Origin of the sequence: Arthrobacter sp. ISL-95, from assembly GCF_018613695.1 — a bacterium.
GTDB lineage: Bacteria > Actinomycetota > Actinomycetes > Actinomycetales > Micrococcaceae > Arthrobacter.
In genome coordinates, this window is the sequence record NZ_JAGGPR010000022.1 from 1 (window position 1) to 25,492 (window position 25,492).

Below are 25,492 nucleotides of genomic sequence, written 5' to 3' on the forward strand. Positions count from 1 at the left end.
CCTGCTGAACATGATCGAACAGATCCACTCGCTGCCGGCGCCCATTGACCCGGCGACCCTCGCCGCTGCGGTACAGAAGCGCTCACCCCAATACGACAAAGCGCAGGAAGGCCACTACAACCTCATTTCGGCGCTCCACAAATCGATGCGTGGTTCGGACCCGGACGCAGCACTGTACTGGTTGGCTAGAATGCTCGACGGCGGCGAGGACCCGCTGTTCATCGCCCGCCGCATCACTCGCTTCGCCACCGAGGACATAGGTATGGCGGATCCTAACGCGATCCAGCAAGCCCTCGCTGCATGGGACGTCTATGAACGGCTCGGCTCCCCGGAAGGTGAACTCGCCATCGCCCAGGCCGTGCTCTACCTGGCAACCGCTCCGAAGTCGATCGGCGTGTACCGCGGCTTCAACAGGGCCCGGGATGCAGCCCGACGCACCGGTTCGTTGATGCCGCCTGCTCACATCCTCAACGCCCCAACCCGGCTGATGAAAGACCTCGGCTACGGCAAGGGCTACCAATACGACCCCGACACTGAAACCGGTTTCTCTGGCGCCGACTTCTTTCCGGAGGGCATGCCCCGGCAGACCTTCTACGAACCCACCACCAATGGTTACGAACGCGCCATCACCGAACGGATCCACCACTGGGCAGAGATGCGGGCAGCCGTCCCAAACGCTTCTACCCGCAACGATTCCACGACCCCCGACCCCGATTGAGCTCCCAGAAAGGACTCACCGATGACCGATAGCAACGACACCCTCAGCAACGAGCATGCCGTTCGTTCGTGGCTTGGCATTCCGTTCGCCACTGCTGAACGATTCCGCCGTCCCGTTCTGCTGCCGTTTAACCCTGACCTGCCGTACGACCGGAAGGGGCCCGCACCTCTGCAAGCCGGGGACACCTCGTGGTTGGAGGCCGACAACGGATTCAGTGAGGACTGCCTGAACCTCAACGTCTGGGCTCCTGAGGACGCCGGGGATGAGCATCTGCCTGTTGTCGTCTACATCTTCGGCGGCGGATGGATGCTCGGCGCGAACACCCAAACCACCTCAAGCGCATCCGGGCTCGCCGCGGCCGGTCGCGTCGTCGGCGTCTCCATCAACTACCGCCTCGGCGCGTTCGGCGCGCTCTCCCTTTCCCAATACGGCGGTGCGCTCGAGGAAGCCACCAACCTCGGCATGCAGGACATCATCACCGCACTGCGTTGGGTGCGGGAGAACATCGCCAGGTTCGGCGGTGACCCGGACAACGTCACCGTTACCGGCCACAGCGCCGGCGCTTTCTCCGCGCTGGCCCTGCTCGCAGCACCCTTAGCCGATGGGCTTTACCACCACATCGCCGCCTTTTCCGGCATGCCATCACGTCAGGTCCCCGCCTGGGGCGCCGAAGAACGCGCACACGCAGTCCTCACGGCCCTCGGAATCAAGGACGACCCTGAAAAGCTACTGAACATCGACGCGCAGCTGCTTGCCGAGACGATGGCCCAGACACAGTCCGCGGACCCGGGCGCGGCGCACGGCGTGGACAGTGACGTGATCGCCGTCGTCGATGACCGGAACCAGCCCGGCGGTGTCCTCACCGACCACCCCATGAACGTCCTCGAGTCCGGAAAGCACAAGGACATCGACATCCTGTTCAGCAGCACCACCGGCGAAACCGACTGGTGGGTCAACCACAAGGCAGAAGACTTCGACCCAGGCAGCATCGAGGGCCTGGTCGATGAGTTCTCCCACAGGAACCGCATCCCACGCAGCCGCGCCCAGAAGATCGTCGCCGCGTTCGACACGGACGGCCGCACTCCCATCCAAGTGCGTAGCGCCCTGTTGACCAACTACTCCTTCACACTGCCCCAGGTCCGTGGCGCACTCGCGCACACCGCCGCTGGGGGTCGAGCACACCTCCTTGCCGTCGGCCCTCTCGAGGGAGCCGAAGCCGTGCACGGCACGGAAATGTACGGCATCGTCGGACAAAAACGACCCGGCGCAAGCAACGACCAGATCATCCGCGACACGTTCGTTCGCGACGCCCTGCTCGCCCTAGCCACACGCAAGACCGAGGAGTTGTGGGAACCAGTCACCACCGAACCAATCTCAAAAGGCATCGGCAACATGCCATACGACCCCACCACCCACGCGATCGAAGTCCTTCAAACATTTGCAGGTATAGAGCGGCCGTAGCCTTCAGTGAGGCTGTTAGCCCTTCCGGCGTCGATCGGCTTGTCTACCAGCTCCGTAATCCATGGCCTGTGACCCCGATAAAAAGTCACCTCTTCAGGTGGTCCCATAACTTGGGTGACGGAGTTTGCGATTTCGATGGTGATCCCGTCCCCCCGCCATAGGCGCGTTGGTGATGTGGACATCGCCGAAAGACGCGGGAAGGACCTGGCCCATCCACACTCCGCCGCGGGAGACGTGGGCGTCGTACTGCATGAGGCCGGTCACGAGCAGAATGGGCGTCGTTGCCGCCCACGCTTGAGGCGAATACGCGGTGGGATAGGGCAGTGGGACGGCGAATTGGTCCCGGCTGAAGCCGCAAACAACTCAGGGAGGCGGCCGTCTGAAAAACTCGGCCGCCTCCAGTAATGCAGTCGAGATTAGTTGGGCCTCGCCTACGAACCCATATCGCAGGAGTCCTGCTGCGATAATGGCGTTGTCGTGAGGCCAAACGGACCCGTTGTGATAGCTGGCAGGGTTATAAGCACCCATGTCGGTGCCAAGGTTCGGACGCCACATCCGCTGAACATTTCCGGGGACATAAGGTGCTTCAATACCGAGGGCGCCTTGTCCTCGTCCACGAGGCCCAGCCATGGGCAGTGGCACATGTTGGAAGCAGACGCATCTACTTGGCGCTTCTTTCCGTCCAAAGCAACGGCGTAAAGTCCCGTTCCGGCATCCAGAATGCCTCGTTGAAGCGTTTCTTCAGCTTCACCGTTAGATCGGCGGACTCGTTACCCAGAGCATCGTCTCCGGCGTCATTAGCCATACAGGCGCGGGCCGCGTAGGCCCCGTAAACATAGGCTTGGACCTCACACAGGGCTATCGGTGGCTCGGGCATACTTCCGTCGGCGACATTGATGCCGTCCCAGGAATCCTCTCAGCCCTGGTTGATCAAGCCGCGATGGTTCAGGCGTTCATATTCGACAAAACCGTCGCCGTCTTTGTCGCCGTAGTTCTGAATCCACTCCAGTACGCGGTCGGCCAGCGTTTGCAGGGTGCCCAGCGCTAAGGAGGGATCCAGTCGTCGGTTGCCACCAGCGAGTAGTTCCGAACGGTTATCTGTTCGTGGATTCCGGATCCCACTTCGCGCAACCGCTCCACGATAAGGGCGCTGTCGGCATGCCCGTTCTAGCCGGGGACACGTCCCGCAAAAAGCGCTCGGTAGGGTTCCTTCGTTTCGGCCCCCAGCTCTTCTACGACGTGGCCGTTAGCGGTCAAGCCCCCGTACGACAGGATGCGGGTGTCCAGGACGAAAAGGCCATGTGGATTCCCTGGATGGATATCTCCGTTACCCAGAGAGATGCAGAATGATGAACCCTCAACCAGGGTGACTGTTCCGGCTCCTAGAGGCCCCGCAGCCCTATCAGTATTCCAACCGGCCAGCCCGTTTGAAGGAGAACAATAAACTCTGCCTGACCGAAAACGGGGTAAGCAGACTGCGTCCTATTGCTCCGGAACCAAAACGGGCGGCGTGAGCACCTGCAGTTCGGGAATGTCGCCTGACCAAGCCTCAACCTCAACAAGTGCATGCTGTGCAGTAGTGGCCTGCGAAAGTCTTGAGGACGGCCTGTCGGAGGTCAGCACATTGGGATTCCCGTGACGGCAGAACGATGGATCATCTGGTGCCGGGTCGTACCAGGCCCCTGCTGAAAGCTGGACAACACCCGGACGTATTGCGGTCGAAATTACAAGGCCGGCCAGGCATCTTCCACGGTCGTTTCTGAGTAAAACGACCTGTCCGTCCGAGAGCCCACGGGCGGCGGCATCTTTAGGATTCATTCGCAGGGGCTCACGTCCCTGTATTTTGGACCTTTGACTAGTGGCCCCTATGTCCAGCTGGCTGTGTAGCTTGGTCTTCGGTTGATTCGCTATAAGGTGCAGCGGGTAATCTCCGGCTGATCCAAGCCATTCGTCGGGCTCAATCCAGACGGGATGACCGGGACAGTCAGCGTAGCCGAAGCTTTCGATTGTCGAGGAGAAAATCTCGATCTTGCCGCTGGGGGTGGCCAGCGGATGCCCAATTGGATCCCGACGGAATTCGGAAAAAAGAACCTGGTCCGTATTTATCACCGGGATCTCGATCTTCTCGCTCGCCCAGAATGTGTCGAAATCCACCACGGTGGTTCCCTTGTCGGCGAGCCTCTTCTGCCAGCCGTCGTATAGATGGCGAAGCCAGCCCATGGTGTCCCGGTTTTCGGTGAAAGCTTCCCCTCGTCCCATTTTTTCTGCCACGGCGGCGAAGATATCGAAATCATCCCGTGCTTCTCCAGCAGGTGCTGTCAGAGCGTGCATGGGAAAGAACGTGGGGTCGTTACGACCGGCCCCATAATCGTTTCGCTCAAACGTCATTGTTGCAGGCAGAACTATGTCGGCATGCCGCGCCGTACTGGTCCAGAACTGCTCATTGACGATGACGGTTGCCGGTTTTGACCAGGCCCTACGGAATTTGGCCAAGTCCTGGTGGTGATGGAAGGGGTTGCCACCGGCCCAATAGATTAATTCTATTTTCGGAAGAGTCAGACGATTGCCATTGAAGTCGATCTGGCTACCGGGTTCGAGCAACATGTCCGAGATCCGCGCGACTGGGATGTAAGACGATTCTTGGTTCCGCCCCTGGGGAAAGGAAGGAGCGCTGGACACTCGCAGGGGCAATCCGACATCCGCCGAGGAGCCATATCCATGCTGGAAACCGCCACCGGGCAGGCCGATCTGGCCCAGCATGGCGGCCAGCGTCACCCCGAGCCAAACAGGTTGCTCGCCATGCTGCTGCCGCTGCATTGACCAACTGATGTTGATCATTGTCCGCGAGGCCGCCATCTCGCGTGCAAGCCGAACGATTCGTTCGGCGGGTATCGATGTCAACTTTTCTGCCCACTGGGGGTTCTTGGGTGCTCCGTCAACGTCACCCCGGACATAGGACAAGAATTTGTCAACCCCAACGCAATAGCGATCCAGGAATTGCGAGTCAGCCAGGTTTTCTGCATCCAGAACGAAGGCCAGTGACAGCATCAAAGCGGCATCACTGCCGGGAACTGGTGCGATCCATTCGGCCTTGGCCTCCGCATAGGTATCATCCGCGATTGGTGATACATCAATGAAGCGACAGCCTCGAGCAACCGCGTCCGTGATTGCGTTTCGGGCGACATGGCGGCCGATCCCACCCGGGCCTATTCCACTGTTTTTTTCTGACAATCCGCCAAAGGCAACGAACAGCTCGGTGTTCCGGCTGACCACGTCCCAGGATGTTGCCTTCGCCATAATTTCAACTGGGGGAGCGATGACGTGCGGAAGCACGACGCCGGAGGCCCCATAACTGTAGTCAGTCACACCTGCAACATATCCGCCCAAGGAGTTCAGGAATCTGTGGATTTGGCTTTGGGTGTGATGGAAGCGGCCGGCGCTGGCCCATCCGTACGAGCAGCCGTATACAGCCATGGGACCGTATTCCGCGTAGACCCGTTTGAGCTCCGAACTGACTAGCTCTATGGCCCGTTCCCAAGACACCTCTACGAAGGTCTCGGAACCACGTCCTGATCCACTCCCCGGCCCGTTTTCCAGCCATCCCGAACGAACTGCCGGGCGCAGCACGCGAGTTGGATGATGTTGCGCAGAGGCCACATTATCGAGAATGTCTCTGGGGTCCGGATCTCCAGACCATGGCTTGACGGACCGCAGAGACGTTCCGTCGCTCTCAGCTTCGAAGGCTCCCCAGTGTGTCAAATGCGTGCCCATGCTTTGGGTCCCCTTGCCTCGTGTCGAGTACGTCGATCTGGATCCCGTTCACGTCATTGGACGTACCAGGCCATTCTGAAAGAAGATTAGGTCCGGAACAGGAGCGTGGACATTGGAGTAGAGCCGACAGCTGTCTCGTGTGATCGGGGAAACTCCAAACGACCTCTTATTGGAAGTACCGATCTATTCGTCCCGTGCCCGGATTAACCGACGACGGCGACGCGCACCTTGAAGGGGCGGCCGTCGCCGTCGTCTGTCTCGAGGCCGGCGAAAGCGAAAACGCTGGCCGGAAGCTTCAACTCCCCGGCCAGCGCCTTCGGCTGTTTTCAGTTACGCGTACGTCAATCGGAAGTTGTGGAACCTTCGGGCGTGACCACAATCTTGCCGATGTGGGTTCTCTTCAGCATCGTTTCCTGAGCCTTCGTGAGCTCAGAGAGCGGAAAGACTTCTTCGACGAGAGGCTTGATCTTTCCCTCCTCGATTAGACTGACAAGGCGTGCGAAGGTCTCCGGCGTCGGGTTGGTGATCCCGTGCAATTCCAGGTCCTTATAGATGAGCTCCCGAAGGTCGATGCGGCTCACGGGTCCACCTATGGCTCCAGCCGTCGCGTATCGACCCCCACGCCTCAGCATCAGGAGCAGACTTTCGAACATGCTGCCTCCCACAACATCGATGACGACGTCGGCTCCACGTTCACCGATGACAGCTGCAACGGCGGCTGCCAGGTTTGGTACGTCTCGAGGGACAAATCCATCGACTCCGAGTTCCCGTAGCCGGGCCTCTTTGGCAGCACTCGCAATGGCGATAACACGGGCGCCACGTGCCTGCGCAAGCTGGATGGTCGCGGTGCCCACTCCACCGGCGGCGCCGGTGACGACGACGGTCTCGCCGTCGCTCAGCTCGGTCCGGGCCAGCATCTCCTCGGCGGTGTCGTAAGAGCAGGGGAAAGTGGCGAGCTCAGCGTCACTGAGGTTGGTGCTGATGCTATGCGCGTTCACGGACGGCACAGGCACATACTCCGCGAATCCCCCGTCCCGGTCACCACCGAGGTACTCAACGATCTGTGCACGGCGGGGAAGCTTCGGGTCCCGAACAGACGGGTCGACGACGATTCGGGTTCCGATCCGGCTCTCATCCACTCCTTCCCCAACCGCCACGATGGTTCCAGCCACCGAGGCCCCCTGAACGCGGGGAAACGACATTTTCGCGCTATTCCACGTGGCACCGGCGTCATCATCGCGCCCCGACCGCCCAAGTTCCTCTGAGACAGACTCCTCTACGACGCGGTCGTACCAGCCAGTGCGTGTGTTGATTTCAGTATTGTTGAGCGCGCACGCACCAACCTTGACCAGCACTTCTCCCGGCCCCGCCATTGGGGTCGGCACGTCGGTCCGATACACCAGCTGGTCCAGGCCGCCGTGGCCGACCAGCTGGACAGCAGCCATCTTTGTGGGAATTTTTGTAATCGTGCTCACTGATCTCTCTGTCATCTCTTAGTCCTCCCCGGTTCTTAAAGGTCGAGCCCAGGCTTGACCATGACGTGCTTCAGCTGGGAGTACTCGTCCAGGCCGTGCAGCGATAGCTCGCGACCATAGCCCGACTCGCCGTATCCGCCGAATGGCATCTCAGAAACATTGGGCGTGTGTTGGTTGACCCACACCGTGCCGAAGCGAAGTTCTTTGCTGAAGCGCAGCGTGCGCGCAAGGTTGGTCGTCCACACGCTCGCCGACAGGCCGTAGTTGACGTCATTGGCGAGCTGCAGCATTTCGTCGTCGCTTTTTGCCGACTGGATACTCACTACCGGGCCGAACACTTCGCTCTGAACGATCTCATCTGTCTGCTTGACGTCGGTGATCACAGTAGGTTCGATAAACCAGCCTGGACGATCTGCCTGTCGCCCGCCCGTCTTGATTGTGTTGCCAGCGTCCCGTGCGCGTTCGATGAACCCGAGGACAGACTTCAGTTGCTTTTCCGAAATCACCGGCCCCAGTGTGGTGGCAGGGTCGGAGGGGTCGCCGAGGACAAGTTTGCTGACTTCCTCAGAGTAAGCCTCGACGAATTCCTCATAGACAGACTCTTCAACGATGATGCGGCAAGCAGCGGTGCAATCCTGGCCAGCGCCCGAATACCCGAAAGTCACGAGGTCCCTGGCCGTCTGACGGATGGGGCTATCCGCGAACACCAGCACAGGTGCCTTGCCGCCGAGCTCAAGGCCCACCTTCTTGACGGTTTCTGCAGCCGTTGCTGCGACAAACTTGCCGGTCGAGGTTGCGCCGGTAAACGCGATCTTTCGAATTCCCGGGTGCTTGGCCATCGCGGTGCCCGCTGAACCGCTACCCAGGATGAGGTTGAGAACGCCTTCCGGAACGAAGTTGTTGGCAATCTCGACCAGCTTGAGGGTGCTGAGGGGTGTCACGGTGGCCGGCTTGAGGAGGATCGTGTTTCCGGCCGCCAGGGCCGGTGCGATCTTCCACGCTGCCATCAGCAGAGGGTAGTTCCAAGGCGTGATGAGACCGACGACACCAAGAGGCTCGCGGCGAACCCATGAGGTGCTCTCGTTGTCGTACTCGTCGACGGCGGGCGCCGTCGAGATGCGGGCAGCGCCCGCGAAGAAGCGAAGAACATCCACGACCGTTGGCACTACGAAGTCGCGCACATCTCCGATCGGAAGCCCCACGTTCAGGCTCTCGATCCGCGCGAACTCATCGGTCTTCTGCTCCACCGCATCAGCGATCTTGAGCAGAACGGCCGCGCGCTCAGCGGGGGAGGTGCTTCCCCACGTCTTGAACGCCGCAGAGGCGCGCTGCACTGCAGCATCTACGTCGGAATTAGTCGCTATAGGGAATCTGGCGATCACGTCTCCGGTCGCCGGGTTGAATACCTTCGAAGCGTCTTCACCTTTCTCATCAGCGAGGTACGTTTCTGCAAAGGCCATAAAGTCCATGCTTTCCAGGGTCATTGTCGAGTTGCTCCTCAGTGGTCGTGGTAGTCGCCCAGGTGTGGCCACCGTCAAGTTCCATCATGGCTTTCCGCGATGGATGGCGCCTCGTAGATTTTCTGAAACGAATGCAGAAAAGTGAGCCGTGGCACAACTGACAACCATGGGAGGGCATGCGGATCGGGCTTCCGGGCTAGTTCCGTCTGACAACCGTGAGATCCACTGATATGTCATGGCTCACAAGATCCCCTCAGGTACTTCGTAATCTTCCCTAGCGCCACAACTCCGCACCTGGGGAAAGATGTTGCTAAGGCCTTGGCTTTTAGTCGAACGACGCAGCTCGACAATGCCATCTACCAAGTGAGGACTAAACAATGAAGCTTGATGCTTATGACTACATCATTGTTGGAGGAGGTTCCGCAGGTTGCGTCCTCGCGAACCGTTTGAGCGAAGATCCACAAAACCGAGTACTGGTCCTTGAAGCCGGTCACAGGTACTCCTCACTTGATGTCCCCGTGCGAGTGCCCGCAGCATTCCTCTTCCTCATGGGCCACCCCTTCTATGACTGGCGAACCAAGTCGGAGCCGGAGACAGGGCTTAAGGGTCGCCGAATTGACCACTATCACGGCAGGGTCATGGGCGGAAGCAGCTCGATTAACGGGATGTTTTACCAGCGCGCCAATCCACTCGTCTACGAGCGCTGGGCCCAGGAGACAGGAACCGAAGAATGGGACTACGCCCACGTTCTTCCGTACTTTAAGCGGATCGAGACGTTCAAGGGCTCGGATCCAACCGGCGAGTACCGTGGTCAATCTGGGCCCATTCCGGTTAATCAGCATCATCACAACGGAACGCGAAACCCGTTGTTCGATGCGCTCTTTGAAGCGGCTGAGCAATCGGGCTACGAACTCGTCAACAACGTGAACGGCTACCGGCAGGAGGGCTTCTCCTCATTCGATTCAAACATCGAAAACGGTGAACGTTACAACGCTGCGCGCACTTATTTTGCCCCGGCGAAGAAGCGGAAAAACCTCGATGTCATCACAGGTGCACGGGCAACGCGGGTGGTCTTCGAGGGGACCCGTGCAGTCGGCGTCGAGTTTGCCACTCGGTTCCGGAAGCGGAACATCGCGAGAGGCACTGAAGTTATTCTGAGCGGTGGTGCGTACAATTCGCCACAGCTGCTGCAGCTTTCGGGCGTCGGTAACGCCGCCGAACTGAAGCAGCACGGCATCGACATTGTTGCCGACCTGCCTGGCGTCGGCGAGAACTTGCAGGATCACCTCGAAGCGTTCATCATGTTCGAGTGTAAGCAGCCCGTCTCCAATCAGAGCATCGTCAAGAAGTACACCTACCCGATGACAGGTCTCAAGTGGTTGTTCAATAAGACCGGGCCGGGTGCGTCGAATCACTTTGAGGGTGGCGGCTTCGTTCGCTCCTTCGATGACGCTCCGATGCCGAACCTGATGATGACCTTGCTCACGCTGGGGGTGCGGAACGACGGCACTCCCGCGGAGACTCCTCACGCCTACCAGATCAACCTTGGTCCGCAGCAGCCACAGTCGAAGGGGCACATCAAGTTGCGGAACAGCGATCCGTTCGAGCAACCCGTTGCCACGTTCAATTATCTGTCCACCGAACGTGATCGCCAGGAATGGATTGATGGTGTTCGCACCACGCGAGCCCTCATGAACCAGCCCGCCTTCGCAGCATTTAACGGTGGCGAGCTCTCGCCCGGGCCTGAAGTCCAGACGGACGAGGAGATCCTCGAATGGGTCTCCCAGGATGCCGAGACGACCTACCACCCCTGCGGGACCTGCAAGATGGGGAACGATGACCAGTCTGTCGTTGATCCCCACAGCTTCCGGGTACACGGCGTGGACGGACTTCGAGTAGTCGATGCGTCGGTTATGCCTTCTATCCCGAATGCGAACCTCTATGCGCCGGTCATGATGATCGCCGAGAAAGCGGCCGACGTGATCCTTAACAAAGGTCCGCTTCCCGCCGAGCACGTCGACTTCTACCGGCATGCGGCAGCGGAGGGGCTGAGCCTTTAACTTTCAGTTGGCTAGCGGGCTCCCAAGCGTCGGCAGGCACGCCTTGATCGTCTGAGTGGCCGGCCGCAAGCGGCCGGCCACTTGGGAAACCTGGATCCGCTCCTTGATGCGATGTGGGGTGAATGCCCGGGAACAGGTCCGAATCGTGGACCGCCCTGATGATATGAGGGGATGACCAGGTCCGACTGGACAAAAATCTTGGATATAACTCGAGCCGAACGTCGCTGGACGGACTGACGTTCCTGGACAATGGCAGTCGAGATGGGGATGGGAGAAGGTGTGGGCTGGCAGGAGATAACCCCGCGAGCGGTGAGCGGCACAGTCGGCGCATTGATGGTGACGATTCCCAAGACATTCCCTCCGTCCTCCACTGTCGGCGAGGTCCGCTCCCTCTTTGCCGACGATCACGTGCACATGGCCTTGGTCGTCGCGGCAGACGGAGAGCTTCTGACCACGATCGAACGCGCTGACATTCCCACGGAAGCACCCGATGAGTCGCCCGCTGTGCAACTAGGGGGGCTAGAGGGCAGGACGGCCTTGCAGTGCTGGTCCATTAATCGGACGACCGGGTGGCTGAAGCATCAGGGCCGGCGTCGGCTTGCCGTCGTCGACGCCGGCGGGCACCTTCTGGGCCTCCTCTGTCTCAAGCGCAGTGGAACGGGTTACTGCTCAGACGCGGGCGTACTTGCTCGGCAGCAGGAATTGGACGAACAGCGCGCTGGAGGGTCTCCACGCTGCGCCTGATTCGCCAGGGATTATCCACGTTCCGCTCGGTGGTGCGTTTTAAACCACTAGCCCACGGCGGGGCAGCCGCTCGATTCGGCGCGTTCTGCACTCGGGTACGATTCTCCGGTGACGGTTTCAATGGTGTGCCCTGCCGGCGAGATGGTCAGCGAGGGTGAAGCACGGGCGGGGACTGGTTTTGTTCTTGCCGGAGAACGACGCGTTCGACGGATCGCGACTGAGTTTGGTCCCCGAAAAGGACTCCGGTGGCCTCGGGGAAAGGGTGAGTGCATCACCAAGACCCTCGCCAGCATTTCTGCTGGCAAGGACCTTGGAGTCGAAAGCCGTGCAAGTGCATTCGTGCTTTCGAAATTCGACGTGCTGCAGTGAACCATTTTGGGCGCCTGCACTGGTTCTTTGACGAATACTATCGACAAAGCCGCAGGCGGCCACCCTCTTGATGGGAGGCTGGAACCGAGGGAGGCATTAGTTCGACTACAGCCTGAGCGACGCAATCTACCGGTGGCAAGAAGGCCGGACACATTACATTGATGACTTCGACAAGGCGTTACCCATCTCCGAGCCGTACTCCCGTGCTGAATAGCGACGCTACGGCAACAATTCATAACCGTCAGATTAATGATAGAGCCGCCGTTCCCCGAGATCTGACGTAACCCAGATGATATTGTGGTCAATGGTCAGGGCATCTATTTTTCCAGCAAATCGGTAATTGCCATGTTCGAGAACCACGTCGTGCCCTTCTTCCAGCAGGCCCCAAGCAGTGGTCGATCCTGTCCCAGCCCGGGGAGGCCTTCCGTTATTGTTCCCGGCCAAACCGGGCTCGGATATCCTCCATTGTCGGGATTCAGCCTAAGCGCCTGCCGCACGCCAGTGGACGGGGCTGATGGAAAGAAGGAGCCGTGTACCGGGGGTTGCACTGTACTGGACCGTGGTTCCTTTGGGAAGTACAAGCAATTCGTCGGCATCGCCTGTCAGGGTTTCCTTTTGTTCCCCATCGATAATGACCAACCGGGCCTGGCCCTCGATGACGTAGATTGATTCCTCGTACTGGACGGTCCAGGGATCGCTGAAGCCGTTCTCCTCGAAGGTCATGATGTACGTTCCAAGCTGCCGGAGGTCGCTGCCGGCCGTTCGATGCTCGATTTTTGCCGGACCAAAGTCGTTCACGTTGGCAGGATCAAAGGCGGGTTTGTGGATCAAAGAGATAGCCATGGTGGGCTCCTAACGCTGTAGTTCGTGATTTGATGAGGAATTCATCATGTTGAGACGGGATGCCCGGCTGTCCTGTATTGATAAAAGTGACTAAAGAGAAGAGAAATACAGAGCAAGCGCCTATATTAGCCCTGCAAGGCGCCATGGAGTGCCAAGGCGACGGCGTCCGGAAGTGGTCGGGAACGAGCCTGAACCGGATCGACGTTAACGTAGACGAGTTCGACCGTCGCCACCTCCGTCCCGCCACGAGCAATCCAAACGTCGATCTTGAAGCTCGAATTCCCGACGTTTCGGCACTTGACGTCAACGTCGAGAATGTCGTCGAAGTAGGCGGGGGATTTGAACAAAAGAGCTGCACTGACCACCGAGGGATCCGTCCCTTCAGCGACCAGCTTCGGGTAGGGCCAACCAATGCTGCGGAAAAACTCCGTCATTGCCACGTCTGCGACCTCGAGGTAGCGGCTATTGAAGAGGAACCCCTGCGAGTCGACCTCGTGGTTCCTCACGCGATGCTGGTACAGCGGCATCAGGCTCCCATTTCTGCCTGCAGTTTGGCGTAAAGATCCAGCCTCCGAAGTGCCAGTCCGGGTGCTTCAGGCTTTGCCCGTGAGGCGACCAAAAGGTCATGATCCAAGTCTGCGACCAGCACCTCTTCGTCGGCTGTTGTGGTGGTGGCCAAGATACCGTCGTTGATTCCCACTGTCTTGTCCACAGGCCCGGCGACAAGGGCCTTACCAACTGCGAACATCGGAGAATCGGTGGGAATGCCACTTGTACCGAATAGTGGTGACATCACTACGTACAGCTGGTTCTCAATCGCACGCGCCTGGCAGCCAGTACGTACTCGGTGGATGCCCCGTCGGTTCCATGTGAGGGATGGGCAAAGGATAAGGTCGACGCCTTTGTGGACCAGGTAACGTGAAAGCTCAGGGAACTGGATGTCCGCGCAGATCAGAAGGCCGACGGTAAACGGTCCGATCTTTGTGACCAGGAGTTCATCGCCGCCACGGGCGCCAAGCGCATGCTCCTGCGGTGTGAGATGGATTTTGTCCTGGGATTCTATCCGACCGTCCGGGTGGGCGATAAATGCTGTGTTGCGCAGCGATCCATCCTCGGCGACTCGGTTATGACTTCCACCGGCCACCACGATGTTGTAATCCCGGGCCATCCTGCGCATGCTCTCAACGAGGTCATCCGTGAACTCCGGAAGGAACTTCCAATAGTCGGCTGTGATTGTGTCGGTTGTTACTTCATGATCGGTGACTGCTCCGAGGAGCCCTGTGCTGGCCAGCTCGGGGAAAAGCACGACTTCGGCTTGCTGCTCCGCTGCGCGCTTTACCAGCCCCTCAACATGGTCCAAATATTGCTGGAGGGTCCTCTCAGGCCGAAGCTCGAACTGAATGGTGGCTACCTTTAGTGACGCCTTGGTCATAGGAATCTCCTGTCTGAGAAGTCGGCCGTCTCTGGTCGGCGATTCTTCCACGTGTATTCTTCCCGCGGTTGCGGACGAGTTGGTCGGCAGGTCGAAGAAGAGTGGCGCATGGCGTTGTTATGGCAATCCACGTGCCAGCCGACTCATGCAATAGACGCTAATGGAGCCTCGAGAGGCTGAACACTAGGAGGAATCCGAAAGGATAGTCAGCGTTTTGGTGCACAGTCCAAGAGTCAGGACCATCGAGTCGGCCGCCAAGGCTTTGGCACGGAACCGGGTGGCGGGAAGCTAATCTGCAGAGCTACTCAGGGCGGACCGGTTCATTTTTAATGCACCAGCAAAAACACTCGCCTCCCCGGCGATGACCTCCGCCATTACCTGGCCGCAAATAGGACCGCTTGCTATACCCCAGGCGTGACCGAGATTGACATAGGCGCCGTCAGCCCGGTCGACGATGGGCAAGTGGTCACTGGTTTCGCTCCCCAGACCTGCCCAAAGCCCCGTAACTCCGTATTCAGCAAGCGTTGAGTATCTGTCCAAGGTTGTTGACACCATTGCGTTGGTGGCATTGATGCTGATGTGCGGATTGAGTGAACCCCGTCCGTCAAAGCTGTTGCCGATGAATATCGACCCGCCCCGGTTTTGGGCAATCGAGTCATCATAGTCAACGAACGAGGAGGCGGACGCTCCGTCCACGCTCTGTCCGTGATTGGAGCCGTTCGGGCGGGAAAATATAGCGGCGTCATAGGTTGGAAGGTCAGTGAGCGCACCACATCCGTAGACCCCCCGGGGGCCGTGCATTATGGGGTTCAAGCTCGTGTCAATGGGCTGAGTCAGCATCTGACCGACTCTTGCGGTTCCGATGGGGACATGGATCCCCTCAGCGCGGAGGTTGGTTGACCAAGCACCCGTTGCCCACACCACGCCTGATGCATGAATCTCGCCCCGAACCGTGCGGACCCCCGTGACGGTTTCGCCATTTCGCAGTGTCGAAAGGACTGACGTATTTTCAAACGTGCGGACCCCGGCTCGAACGCAGGCGCTAGCCAGTGCGTTGACGAACTGGACACCATCTATTTGGGCGTCATCGGCGCAAAATACAGCGCCCAGAGCGCTTTCCGGAAGTATTGATGAGTGCTTCTGAGCCTCTTCACGACTGATCACGGTTGCGTCCAGTCCGGCTGCCCGCCGATTGGCGGCATAGTCTTCAAGAACCCTGCCCTGTGCGTCGTTTTCGAAGAAAAAGAGGCCGCCTTGATTGCGGTAGTCGAACACGTCGCCAAGATCGCTTAGGTATTCCTGGTACTTTTCCTTGCCGGCTTTAGCGAGTGACAGTTCATCTCCTGCGCGTCGGGTTTGCAGCCACAACGACCCCGGATTTCGTCCGGAAGCGCCGTATGTGGGGAACCGCTGCTCTACGACGACGACGTCGAAACCACGCTTGCGCAGCTCCCAAGCGGTGCAAAGCCCCACAATTCCTGCTCCTATGACGACAATGTCACCTGTCGCAAGTGTGTCAGCGCTCATGGCAAGATTCCTTCTTCCTTGGGCTGTTCTGTGCCCTCTTGGTTAGTCTTCCAGATAGACGAATCCGATAGCAGGATGAGAAGTCCTTGACGCATAACTCCGGAGGCCAAGTCCATGCAGCATGACCTGCACGTCAGATGACGCTATGGGCTGCATTGCCAGCTGTATGGTATTCGAGTCTCTACCCGTGACGTTAGGAGGCCACCGGCACTGTTGTAATTGTTTCTTGTCCAACTTTTGCCGAACAGCGTTAGAATTCTTACAGGGGGATGGCTAAATTTCTGGTCTAGTCTGGGCGAAAGCGGCGGGCGAGCCCAGACGCCGATCCCGGTCTCTTCCCGAGAGAGTTCCTTATGATAGATGATTCGAACTCCATGCCACTTGGAGCTGTTCTAGCGGACTTGGGTCCTGCAGCGAAGCTTGTCGCGGGGGATGCCTCCCTACAGTCGAGGCAGGTACGCGGCGCTGTGGTATTGCTGAAGCCGGAGGACTTGCCCGCCGACTTGGATGTGGTTGTGATATGTCCGGGTGAAGAGAGCTTCACAGACTTGGTTGCGGGCCGCCTAGATGGCCCCGGCCGCGTAATCTTTGTCACGGCCGAAGAGCCATCCCTCTCGGAAAGTATCAAAGCCTTAGGGGAGCAGCACATTGTCATCGCTGTTGATCCAGCCCTGAACGTTGCTGCAGTCGTGATGTCGTTTTCGCGGTCGATGCAGATGCCGGAGGAATCCGTTTCCCGCCGGTTAGCCTCCCTGCAGAGAGCACTCAGTCAAGCGATGACTGAAACCGAACCGATAGCGGCGCTACTATCCCGCTTGGCGCACGTATGTAACGCCAACGCTGTCCTGATCGACAGGTTCGGCAAGACTGTCCATGCAACCGGTCCCACCCCTATGTCGCTCCTGTTTGAAGAGATCGGCCGCACAGCGGCAGACTCCCAGAATGTGGACGTGGACGGATGGCGTGGGGTGGCAGCCAGAATTTCGGCTCCCGACGAGGCTGACTCTCATTTTGGATGGCTCGTCGTCGCAGCTCGGCGAACGAATTTTCCGGATAGCCATTCAACCTCCGCAACTCACGTCGCAGCAACCTTGGTGGAGGCCAGCCAGCGGATGGCAGTGGCAGCCAGACAGCAGGAAAGGGCCATACGCACTGCCGTGCTTGAGGAGGCGCTGGCCTTGCGCCGTGAGCCTCACAATCCCGAACTTGCGGCCCGAATCGCGGCTTTCGGCCTGTCTTTTGATGAGGAGTTGCGCACTATTGTTTATAGGCCGATTCGACCTGCGGTGGCATCGCGGTCGTTGCCGGCTACTGAGGATCTGTTGGAGATGTTGGGCAAGGCTCTTGAGTCACAGTCCATCGCCTACCTGATGACCGCGAAAGAAAAGACTATAATTATAGCTGCTCAGTGCAATGTTCAGGCCTTTCGGCGCGTAATCGTGGCTGAAGATTCCAAGCTCCCTGGAGCCCTCGTAGGAGTGGGCCGCAGTGTTCACGCGTTGGGAGACATCCTGGACTCTTATCAGGACGCCCAGCTGGCGGTTCGGACCCTTCGACGTAATTCTCGGGGCCCAAAGGTGATGGCCTACGAAGACTTCAACTATGCAACGAGGCTTTTTGCCGACGTGGGTTTCGACAAGATGATCAAATGGGCCCAAGAGTTCCTGAAGCCCTTGGAGGGACGGGAACTGCTTGTTGAGGGTCTTCAGACGTACTTCGAACATGCTCAGAACATCAATGCCGCGGCCGACTATTTGGAAATCCACCACAATTCATTGCGCTACCGCATAGCTAAGGCTGAAGAGATCCTGGGTATCAATTTGAGGGAACCGGGTGCCGTGTCTTCCGTCTTCTTGGCTCTGACAGCCCTTGAGCTTGGTCGGATTCAGCAGTCGCGCCCCAAATCGTCGGGCGATGCTGGACGAAGCCGTCGGCCATCGGACGTCGAAGCCAGCGATGTCCTGCCCTACTCGAGGCCATACGGCGAAAGAGCCGGCGTTGTCCGGGCACCTGCACGATAAACGCTGGGAGTGAACCAAGAGCGTGAACGTGGTGAAGCCGATCCAGGCGGTGTCACACTTAGTGCCAAACGAGTGCTTTCGTTCATGCTTGGACCGCGCGACGGGTTGGGGCCCCTACAGGAAGCGATGACCACGGATCATGACTTGGGTTCCGCATGGCGGTATTGCTACACACCTTCAATGTCGCGGCTCACGACTGAGGCCGGACCAATTCCATCATTTAGCGTGGAGAAGGTCCGGCCCGATCGGAGCGTAAGAGCAGCATCGTAATTCAAATGGGTAGCGTGGTACTTAGAGAGGCAGCATCGGCTAGACCCCGATACCGGCCCCCAAAGTGGTGGTCTGCCTTGATGACAATCCGAGCGTAAGGTCGAGTGCGGTTGAAACCCTACTGGTTACTTCCGGAATGCTGCCGATCCCCTCCACCTCCGTCAGGATGCCGCGCTCGTTGTAGCGGGAGGTAACAGCCATTGTCTGGGTGAAATACAGTTGCATCCTGCTTCTGATGACTTCGGCGGTGTCATCCGAGCGGTTTTCGCGGTCAGCCCGCAGGAGTAAGCGCTGTACCAGTTCCTCAGTGTCAGCAGTGAGCTGCAGTACGAGGTCGAGTTCGTAACCCTTGGCTGCCAGGATTTCGTCGAGATAATCCACCTGACCCAGAGTGCGGGGATATCCATCCAACAGAAATCCCTTGTCTGCGTCGCTCTCTTTCAGGCGCTCACGAATCATCGCGTTCGTCACTGAATCGGGTACAAATTGCCCTGCATCCAGATATGATTTTGCAGTTTGACCCAGGCGTGTTTCATTTTTGACATTTTCGCGGAAGATATCTCCGGTTGAAATGCTGACGATCCCGAACCTCTCGGCAATGTACGTTGCTTGCGTACCTTTGCCAGCCCCGGGGGGACCTATAAGGAGCATTCTGATCACGGGCGCATCCTATCTAGCGGGGTGAAGTCATTCTGAGTGGGTGTGGAAACAGGGGAGGACGACACTCGTGGCGTCGTGTCGTCTCGCCAGCACTTGAAGAGCTCCGAGAGCGTTGGAAACCATACATCGTCAAATGAAGTGACGTGGTCGAGGAACTTCTCCAGCATGACAAGGTTGTGCGCGCGCCCAATCGTCTGCGGGTGTAATGTCCATGTCATCGCGCCACCTGCACAGCGCTCATAGGCGAAATTGAAACTGTCAATCCAACGAGCCAGAACGGTCTCGTTGCTCTGCATGAGCGGGCTTCCCTTGAAAGACTCGAGTTCGGGGAAATCGTCGAGGAACCAAGACACCGGGAACTCGAGTACGCTGCTCTCTGGGCCGAAGGTGTTTCCCTCTTCTTCGCTAACGCCGACTACCATCCGCGGCCGGTATGGCTCGAAGTCCCTGCCCATCAGGGACGAGTCCCAGTCGAACTCGAATTGGGCAAGGAGGTCGAGGGTGTTGTCGGTAACGTCCAGTGCCGGTGAGCGGTATCCCTGGGGACGTTGACCCAGGAGCTTTTCATGCTGGGCTATTTGCAATTCCAGCAGACGTTCTTCCTCGGCTCGTTCGAGTGCAGGCACATACTCGTGGTACACACCGTGTGCGCCAATCTCATGGCCGGCCTTGACAATCGCGTCCACAGAGCCCGGGAATGTCTGCATCGTGTGTGTAGGCACGCACCAAGTCGTAGTGATTCCGTAGCGCCGGAAGGCGTCGAGAAGTCGTGGTGCACCGACTTCGGCACCAAATTCACCTCTGGACATCAAGGATTGGGAGGTCGAGCGGAAAGTGCCCAGCCATACGCTCTGGGCATCAAAATCGGGGCTTAGCGAAACAGCAAGCCGTTTGCCTTCTGGTAAATGAAGAGGCACTTCGAGCACCTTTCTATTTCACGCAAGGAGATCACCTTGACGAACCTTATGGAGTATGAGGCCACCTAGACCGGGCGACGAGAAAGAAGGACGATCCAGTCGCCTTCCTGGCAGATCACGCCGTTCTGGTTCAGAATCTGAACCCGAGTAGTCACAACACCCCGGTCGGGCTTGCTGGCAGACGGCTTGATGCCAATCACTTCTTCACGAACACTGATGGTGTCACCAATAAAGATCGGGGCACGGAGGTTCCACTTGTCGATCCCCAGAAAGGCTATCGCTGAGCCGTTCTTCCATCCCAGCGCCATTTCCAGCCCAAAGGCGAGTGAAAGTGCGCCGGGACCATGGAACACCCTGGTGCCGAATTCTGTCGTTTTGGCATACTCCTCGTTGGTGTGGAGCGGGTGCATGTCGCCGGACCATGTGGCGAAGGTTACGACATCGAATTCTGTGACGGTTCGTCCCGCTGAGGTCCACTGCTGTCCAAGATCCAGCTCTTCCAGGTAGCGCACGGCTGACTCATTGGTCGTGCCGAGTAGGTGAGTAGTCAATGTTGTTTCACTTCCGTTTGGTTTTTGGTGCTCTTGTGGCGGGGTAGGTACCGGAGCTAATAGCGAATGACTCCGTCTACTGGGGCGGTCAGGGACGGCCGGTAGAGGGAGAGTTCGTCGAGGGAGTGGCTGAGGCGGTCGCCTGAGATCAGTTCGGCTACCAGCTTTCCCGTGATCGGGCCGGCCAAGTTGCCGTAGACGTGCCCGGTGGCCAAAACCAGCCCGGGAAGTTCCTCCACCTCGTCAACGATCGGGAGGGAGTCAGCGGTGGCGGGGACGAGGCCGGCCCATGCACGTTCGATACCGAGGGACCTGTAGTTAGGGAAAGTTGTAAGCAATGAATCGATGGCCAGCTTGAGGCCGGCGGCAGACATCCTGTCATCGAGTTGGTCGGGGTAGTCCATCGGGCAGCCTATGAATAGGTTCCCGTCCTCGGTCTTGGCCACACACTCCATGTGCTCGAGACCAGTTGACTGGTCCTCTGAAGGGGAGGTGAAGTACTCGTCCCTGTAACTGGGGAGATTCCGTATGTGGGCGTATTGTTTTGCCGCAAGCGGACCGTTCAGGATTTTATCGAGCTTTTCCTCTACCGGAGCCAGAAGGACAGCACCCAGTCTGTGCGGCTTGATCGGTACCGTTACGCCCTCTGATTCGAGCATCGTAGACCAAACACCACCCGCCCATACGACCTTGTCCGCTGAAACATTGCCGCCGACAGTTCGTACTCCGACTACCTTCGAGCCATTCCTCAGTAGTCCGAGGACCGGCGTGTTTTCATGGATTCGTACTCCAAGCCTTCGGCATTCCTGCGCCAGGGCGCGCACAAACTTCGGTGTCCGAATCTGGCCATCTTCCGGGCTGAATGTTGCTCCAATAACATCGGGCGGCAATATCGGAGCGGCTTCGTGAGCGGCCTGGTCGTCCAGGAGCTCGGCTTTGAAGCCATCAGCGATCCGGGCTTCCACAAATTCCTTGTAGACCCTGCGCTGGTCATCCGTGTAGAAAAACGTCATGGCGCCGTTGCTTCTATATTCGAAAGACGGCCCGAGGATATCTGCAAAGTCGTCGTACAGGGCCCTGCCTGCTCGGGTCAGCTCTACGGCGTAGTCTCCGTGGCGGTTCTGCATGTGAAGGAATCCGAGATTTCGCCCGGAAGCTCCGTGACCAAGTTCCCGCTGCTCGAGAAGCACAACATCGTGCCCTTTTGAAGCAAGAAAATAGGCGGTTGACACGCCCACCATTCCGCCGCCTACAACGACCACGCCGGCCTTGTCGAGGTTCATTTTGTCATGTCCTAACTTCGTCTTGATGCAACACGTATGAGGGTGCCGAATAACGAATTTTCGGCGTATCAAGCTGGCTCTTATGCCCGGCCCTGGCTCTTTTCCGTCGTCAACAGCGTGGCCACGTCCCGCCTGTTGATTTTGCCGGTTGTCGAATTCACGGGGAGGGACTCGACAGCGATGAATTCGTTGGGGACCTTGTAGGACGACAGGCGGGCCGCGGCAAACGCCTTCAGTTCAGCTTCGTCAAGAGGCGCCGGGCCTCTGGGGACCACGGCGGCTACCACGCGCTGGCCGTAAACGTCGTCGGGAAGTCCAACGACGGCCACTTCGCCAACAGAGGAATGCTGCTGAAGTACTCGCTCAACTTCTGCGGGCGAGATGTTAGTTCCGCCGCGGATGATGACATCTGAGAGCCGCCCAACGACGTAGACGAAACCATCCTCATCCACCCGAACAAGGTCTTTTGTGCGGTACCAGCCGTCCTCAGTGATGACCGTCCGTGTTTGTTCTTCGTCGCGCCAGTAACCGAGCATCAGCCCCGGTCCAGTGGAGTACGCTTCCCCCACCTGTCCGGCTGGAACTTCCGCGCCGTCGGCGTCGAGAACTTTTAGCTTCGACCGCGGCACAAGCTTGCCTGCTGAGCCGGGCTGGGGAGTTGGGTTTGCGATGGGGTCGTAAGTCACCAGGGGCAGGCATTCGGAGGCGCAATACGCATCCAGGACGGGTAGTCCAGTCTGGGCCTCCCAGCGGCTGAATGCGGCTTCGTTCCTGGGCTCTCCGCCGGAGATACACAGCCGAAGTGATGGGAAAGCCGGGCGATCCCCTGCTTGGAGTTCGGCGTACTGGGCCAGCTTCCCGAAAGTCGCTGTCACGCCGGCCAGGAATGTGGCGGAATGCTCCTCAATGGCCGGAGCTATCATTTCCGGACGGGCCCTGCGGACTACAACAACAGTGCCGCCGCGAAGCAGGACCGCCAGGGAAGTGCTGGCAAGCCCATAGAGCCATGCCATCGGCAGGCAGATTATTGCCTTGTCTTCGGGGGAAAGATGCCAAACTTCGCCATAGGTGTCCGCGCAGTTATATATGGCTGTGGCCGAAAGCATGATCGCTTTCGGTCGGCTTGTGGTGCCTGACGAGAAACAGATCATGGACAGCGGTTCGCGAAGACCCTCGGGGTTCGTTAGGGCGTCGTGCCGAACACTGGTTATGTTGAAGTCAATGATATCGACGATGGGCGCATTTTGCGCGGCAGCAGTGATGTGCGCAGAATTTACGCTCTCGGAGACGATTATCAGGGCGGGGTCACTCGTGGCAATCGCGTATTCCAGGTCCTCTGGACCTGAAGAAGGATAGACCGTGACCAGCACGCCGCCGCTGCGCCATACTGCGAGCGCCGTGGAAAGATACTCAGCTGAGCTTTCTGCTACGAGGGCTACCCGATATCCCGGCTTCAACCCGGCCTCAAGTAGTACGGCTGAGCGGTGCTCGATGGACGCCTGGAGATCCTTGTAACTGATGGAGGTGTCGCCGTCGACAATCGCTGTTTTCTCGGGGTACTGATTGGCAATGCTTTCCAGCGCTGAGACACAATCCGTTAGCTCCGTCGACGATGTATTCATATCCGCTCTACTTTCGTTATTTACTTGGAAGATTCCATTGAGCCCGTTGAGCCGATCTGGCCGAACTCAACGGGCGTCTTTGGCTTGGAGGCAGTCGATCCTTATTGCTGTCCGACTGCAAGTCGACGAAGAATTTTCTCTGCATCTGTTGCCATGTTCTCGACAATCTCTCCAGCAGGCAGGATCTCGTGAACGAGCTGCATGGTCTGTCCCACGGGCATCATTCCGAAGTCCATGTCACCGTCCTGATATCCAGTTTCGACCCGCGTGCCGGCAACCGCGTACTGTCCGGGGAAGCCAGCGGGTTTTTTCTCCGACGACTCCCATTCAGAGGTCCATTTGTTCTCGAATGCACGCATACGCTTACCGCTGTATGAGTAGGTGATGGTGCTGTCCTTGAAGGACCCTCCCACCACTCTGTTCTTGAAATTGTCGTGCCCATACGCTTCGGGGCTGGCAATGAACCGCGTTCCCACCCAGACGCCCGCTGCGCCTAGAGCGAGCGAGGCGGCCAGGCCGCGTCCATCGGCGATTCCGCCGGCGGCCAGGACTGGCTGATCCACCACATCAATGACCGCCGGGACGAGGGTCATAGTGGATGCGTATCCCGTGTGCCCGCCGGCCTCAGTTCCTTGAGCGACAATGAAATCGACACCTGCCGCGCTTGCTTCCTGGGCCTTGCCTACGGAGCCGACGAGGGAGAACACCGTGATCCCGCGGTCCTTACACTCTTTGATGAACCAATCAGGTGTAGCGAACGTCAAAACTACTGCCGAAGGTGCGGCGTCCAGGACAATCTGCACCTGGTCTGCTACGGCACCTGGTGTGAGCATGGCCTCGACACCTGCCAGTTTCTTCTGGTCAGCCCCGGAGAGCGACTGCCACAGCTCGCGTACGGGAGCCCACTGTGCTTCATCCTCAGAAGTCAACGAATCCGGCAACAGAAGGTTCACCGCGTACGGCTTGTCGGTTCCGGCTTCGATCTTCTTGATTTCGGCGCGCAGCTCATCCGGCATGAAGCTGACTCCGCCGAGGCATCCCAAGCCGCCGGCGTTACTGACCGCGGTCACGAGCTCAGCCTGTGCCACACGGGCCATGCCGGCGGAGCACACGGGGTATTTGAGGCCCAGAGCTTCTGTCAATGTTGTCTTGATCATTTGTACACCTTTCACATCGAAGCCCTTGATCACTCTGGCTTCCGGATAGTTCATGTTGGCCCCCAACGGGGGAGCGGGTGGGGTTTCTACTGCTATCAGGCCATATTGTCGGCAGGGCTACGTTGCGTTCCAGCCGCCGTCGACCTGGATAGTTTGCCCGTTGACATAACCGGCGAGGTCGGACGCGAGGAACAGCACTACGCTCGCGACCTCTGCGGGTTCGCCCGATCGTTTCGCAGGGATGAGGAAGTCCATGATTTCGGGTGACACGCCGATACCACGCTCTTGGGTTGAAACGAGATCGCCCAAAATTTCCTCAGACGTGGCACGAAGGTTTGTCTTAATGACTCCGGGGGCGACTACGTTTGCGGTTACCCCGTGTGGGGCAACATCGATGGCCAGGCGACGGGTAAGTCCCTCTATGCCGGCCTTGGACGCGACATAGGAAATGCCGTCTGCTGCGCCCCTTTGGCCCGCTACAGAGCCGATGGTAATGATGCGACCGGAGTTCTGCTTCGTCATCACCTGTGCTGCTGCACGGCAGCCGTAAAACGTTCCTGTCAGGTTGACGCCAATGATCTTGGCCCACAACTCTGGCGTTGTCTCGAGCACGTCGGCGTATCCGTCGAAGACTCCCGCGCTGTTGACCATGACGTCCAGTTTGCCTGTCTTTTCCACAACCTCGTCCACCAAAGCAGCCACAGAGTGGTAGTCGCTGACATCTACTACCCTCGTGTGGAGGGAGGCCGGAGAGCCGAGTTCCAGCCGGGTCTCTGCCAGACGCTCTTCTGAAATGTCACTCGCATAGACTTCGTAGTCTGCTTCCACGAATGCTTGGGCAATTGCTCGGCCGATGCCCGAGCCTGATCCGGTGATAATTACGTTTTTGCTTCCCATGCCCTACAAGCTACGTTGGGGATCTTCCGAGTGAAACTGTCATCTTCACGGCTTTTTGCTGACGATGTCGTGGAAGCTACAGGAGCCGGGCCGGAGGCTCGGTATCCGTGCCGGCCGGATCAGCCGGAAGATTTCGGTTAGCCAACGAGCCCGGACAAAGACGCCGCAGCGGTTATGCCGGCGGCACTACCCTGGTCGGCCACCTGATCGTACGCTGGGGGACCCGGCGCCATACAGGTTGCCTGATGGTCAGC

General features: G+C 58.6%; 18 protein-coding genes and 2 pseudogenes. 5 read left to right on the forward strand and 15 right to left on the reverse strand.

Translation table 11 applies throughout. The annotated features are described in order from the left end of the window. Positions 1-718: pseudogene (locus J7I86_RS21865) on the forward strand (recombination factor protein RarA); the annotation flags it as partial. A gap of 21 nt (positions 719-739) precedes the next feature. Then, the gene (locus J7I86_RS21870) at positions 740-2,179 is read left to right on the forward strand and encodes a carboxylesterase family protein (RefSeq protein ID WP_214822963.1); all 1,440 of its coding nucleotides are present in this window, start codon (positions 740-742) and stop codon (positions 2,177-2,179) included. On the opposite strand, the pseudogene J7I86_RS21875 reads toward J7I86_RS21870, so the two are convergent. The 4 genes and pseudogenes from J7I86_RS21875 to J7I86_RS21890 form a co-directional block, all read right to left on the reverse strand. Beyond that, positions 2,149-3,601, reverse strand: a pseudogene (locus J7I86_RS21875) (glycogen debranching N-terminal domain-containing protein). The gene J7I86_RS21870 and the pseudogene J7I86_RS21875 overlap by 31 nt on opposite strands. Positions 3,602-3,661: 60 nt before the next feature. Further along, the gene (locus J7I86_RS21880; protein WP_214822964.1) at positions 3,662-5,950 is read right to left on the reverse strand and encodes a molybdopterin-dependent oxidoreductase; all 2,289 of its coding nucleotides are present in this window, start codon (positions 5,948-5,950) and stop codon (positions 3,662-3,664) included. A gap of 341 nt (positions 5,951-6,291) precedes the next feature. Further along, positions 6,292-7,425 carry an alcohol dehydrogenase family protein gene (locus tag J7I86_RS21885; protein WP_214822965.1) on the reverse strand — a complete coding sequence of 378 codons (1,134 nt, stop codon included), beginning with the start codon at positions 7,423-7,425 and terminating at the stop codon, positions 6,292-6,294. Between the two features lie 35 nt (positions 7,426-7,460). Continuing rightward, positions 7,461-8,909, reverse strand: coding sequence for an aldehyde dehydrogenase family protein (locus J7I86_RS21890; RefSeq protein WP_214822966.1), 1,449 nt, complete (start codon positions 8,907-8,909; stop codon positions 7,461-7,463). Between the two features lie 353 nt (positions 8,910-9,262). On the opposite strand from J7I86_RS21890, the gene J7I86_RS21895 reads away from it, so the two are divergent. Continuing rightward, positions 9,263-10,945, forward strand: coding sequence for a choline dehydrogenase (locus J7I86_RS21895; RefSeq protein WP_214822967.1), 1,683 nt, complete (start codon positions 9,263-9,265; stop codon positions 10,943-10,945). Positions 10,946-11,206: 261 nt separating this feature from the next. After that, positions 11,207-11,689, forward strand: coding sequence for a CBS domain-containing protein (locus J7I86_RS21900; protein ID WP_214822968.1), 483 nt, complete (start codon positions 11,207-11,209; stop codon positions 11,687-11,689). A gap of 849 nt (positions 11,690-12,538) precedes the next feature. On the opposite strand, the gene J7I86_RS21905 is transcribed toward J7I86_RS21900, so the two are convergent. From J7I86_RS21905 to J7I86_RS21920, 4 genes are all read right to left on the reverse strand, one after another. After that, on the reverse strand, positions 12,539-12,901 hold the full coding sequence (locus J7I86_RS21905; protein ID WP_214822969.1) for a hypothetical protein: 363 nt from the start codon (positions 12,899-12,901) through the stop codon (positions 12,539-12,541). 125 nt (positions 12,902-13,026) lie between these two features. Then, a complete protein-coding gene (locus J7I86_RS21910; protein WP_214822970.1) occupies positions 13,027-13,407 on the reverse strand; it encodes a thioesterase family protein in 381 nt (126 codons plus the stop codon). 20 nt (positions 13,408-13,427) lie between these two features. Beyond that, positions 13,428-14,333 (reverse strand): nitrilase-related carbon-nitrogen hydrolase, encoded by a 906-nt coding sequence (locus J7I86_RS21915; protein WP_214822971.1) that lies wholly within the window; start codon positions 14,331-14,333, stop codon positions 13,428-13,430. Between the two features lie 288 nt (positions 14,334-14,621). Then, positions 14,622-15,860 carry an FAD-binding oxidoreductase gene (locus tag J7I86_RS21920; protein ID WP_214822972.1) on the reverse strand — a complete coding sequence of 413 codons (1,239 nt, stop codon included), beginning with the start codon at positions 15,858-15,860 and terminating at the stop codon, positions 14,622-14,624. A 776-nt stretch (positions 15,861-16,636) separates the two neighbouring features. Between J7I86_RS21920 and J7I86_RS21925 the strand changes: the two genes are divergently transcribed. Next, a complete protein-coding gene (locus tag J7I86_RS21925) occupies positions 16,637-17,881 on the forward strand; it encodes a CdaR family transcriptional regulator (protein WP_214822973.1) in 1,245 nt (414 codons plus the stop codon). Between the two features lie 309 nt (positions 17,882-18,190). Here the strand turns inward: J7I86_RS21925 and J7I86_RS21930 are convergent, their stop codons facing one another. The 7 genes from J7I86_RS21930 to J7I86_RS21960 all read right to left on the reverse strand — a co-directional run bounded on the left by J7I86_RS21930 (position 18,191) and on the right by J7I86_RS21960 (position 25,238). Beyond that, positions 18,191-18,802, reverse strand: a complete 612-nt coding sequence (locus J7I86_RS21930; RefSeq protein ID WP_214822987.1) for an adenylate kinase — start codon at positions 18,800-18,802, stop codon at positions 18,191-18,193. Positions 18,803-18,807: 5 nt separating this feature from the next. Continuing rightward, positions 18,808-19,737 carry a polysaccharide deacetylase gene (locus J7I86_RS21935; protein ID WP_214822974.1) on the reverse strand — a complete coding sequence of 310 codons (930 nt, stop codon included), beginning with the start codon at positions 19,735-19,737 and terminating at the stop codon, positions 18,808-18,810. A 56-nt stretch (positions 19,738-19,793) separates the two neighbouring features. Next, the gene (locus J7I86_RS21940) at positions 19,794-20,240 is read right to left on the reverse strand and encodes a MaoC/PaaZ C-terminal domain-containing protein (protein ID WP_214822975.1); all 447 of its coding nucleotides are present in this window, start codon (positions 20,238-20,240) and stop codon (positions 19,794-19,796) included. 95 nt (positions 20,241-20,335) lie between these two features. Further along, positions 20,336-21,562 carry an FAD-binding oxidoreductase gene (locus J7I86_RS21945; RefSeq protein ID WP_214822976.1) on the reverse strand — a complete coding sequence of 409 codons (1,227 nt, stop codon included), beginning with the start codon at positions 21,560-21,562 and terminating at the stop codon, positions 20,336-20,338. Positions 21,563-21,642: 80 nt separating this feature from the next. Continuing rightward, entirely contained in the window at positions 21,643-23,184 is a 1,542-nt protein-coding gene (locus J7I86_RS21950) for a class I adenylate-forming enzyme family protein (protein ID WP_214822977.1), read from the reverse strand. 101 nt (positions 23,185-23,285) lie between these two features. Next, positions 23,286-24,341, reverse strand: a complete 1,056-nt coding sequence (locus J7I86_RS21955) for a nitronate monooxygenase family protein (protein ID WP_214822978.1) — start codon at positions 24,339-24,341, stop codon at positions 23,286-23,288. A 117-nt stretch (positions 24,342-24,458) separates the two neighbouring features. Beyond that, complete coding sequence (locus tag J7I86_RS21960) at positions 24,459-25,238, reverse strand: SDR family NAD(P)-dependent oxidoreductase (RefSeq protein ID WP_214822979.1); 780 nt, start codon at positions 25,236-25,238, stop codon at positions 24,459-24,461. Positions 25,239-25,492 lie beyond the last annotated feature (254 nt).

Coding starts and splice junctions, on each gene's coding strand:
- J7I86_RS21870 (WP_214822963.1), top strand. CDS start 740: ATGACCGATAGCAACGACACCCTCAGCAACGAGCATGCCGTTCGTTCG.
- J7I86_RS21880 (WP_214822964.1), bottom strand. CDS start 5,950: ATGGGCACGCATTTGACACACTGGGGAGCCTTCGAAGCTGAGAGCGAC.
- J7I86_RS21890 (WP_214822966.1), bottom strand. CDS start 8,909: ATGACCCTGGAAAGCATGGACTTTATGGCCTTTGCAGAAACGTACCTC.
- J7I86_RS21895 (WP_214822967.1), top strand. CDS start 9,263: ATGAAGCTTGATGCTTATGACTACATCATTGTTGGAGGAGGTTCCGCA.
- J7I86_RS21900 (WP_214822968.1), top strand. CDS start 11,207: ATGGGGATGGGAGAAGGTGTGGGCTGGCAGGAGATAACCCCGCGAGCG.
- J7I86_RS21905 (WP_214822969.1), bottom strand. CDS start 12,901: ATGGCTATCTCTTTGATCCACAAACCCGCCTTTGATCCTGCCAACGTG.
- J7I86_RS21915 (WP_214822971.1), bottom strand. CDS start 14,333: ATGACCAAGGCGTCACTAAAGGTAGCCACCATTCAGTTCGAGCTTCGG.
- J7I86_RS21920 (WP_214822972.1), bottom strand. CDS start 15,860: ATGAGCGCTGACACACTTGCGACAGGTGACATTGTCGTCATAGGAGCA.
- J7I86_RS21925 (WP_214822973.1), top strand. CDS start 16,637: ATGACTGAAACCGAACCGATAGCGGCGCTACTATCCCGCTTGGCGCAC.
- J7I86_RS21930 (WP_214822987.1), bottom strand. CDS start 18,802: ATGCTCCTTATAGGTCCCCCCGGGGCTGGCAAAGGTACGCAAGCAACG.
- J7I86_RS21945 (WP_214822976.1), bottom strand. CDS start 21,562: ATGAACCTCGACAAGGCCGGCGTGGTCGTTGTAGGCGGCGGAATGGTG.
- J7I86_RS21950 (WP_214822977.1), bottom strand. CDS start 23,184: ATGAATACATCGTCGACGGAGCTAACGGATTGTGTCTCAGCGCTGGAA.
- J7I86_RS21955 (WP_214822978.1), bottom strand. CDS start 24,341: ATGATCAAGACAACATTGACAGAAGCTCTGGGCCTCAAATACCCCGTG.
- J7I86_RS21960 (WP_214822979.1), bottom strand. CDS start 25,238: ATGGGAAGCAAAAACGTAATTATCACCGGATCAGGCTCGGGCATCGGC.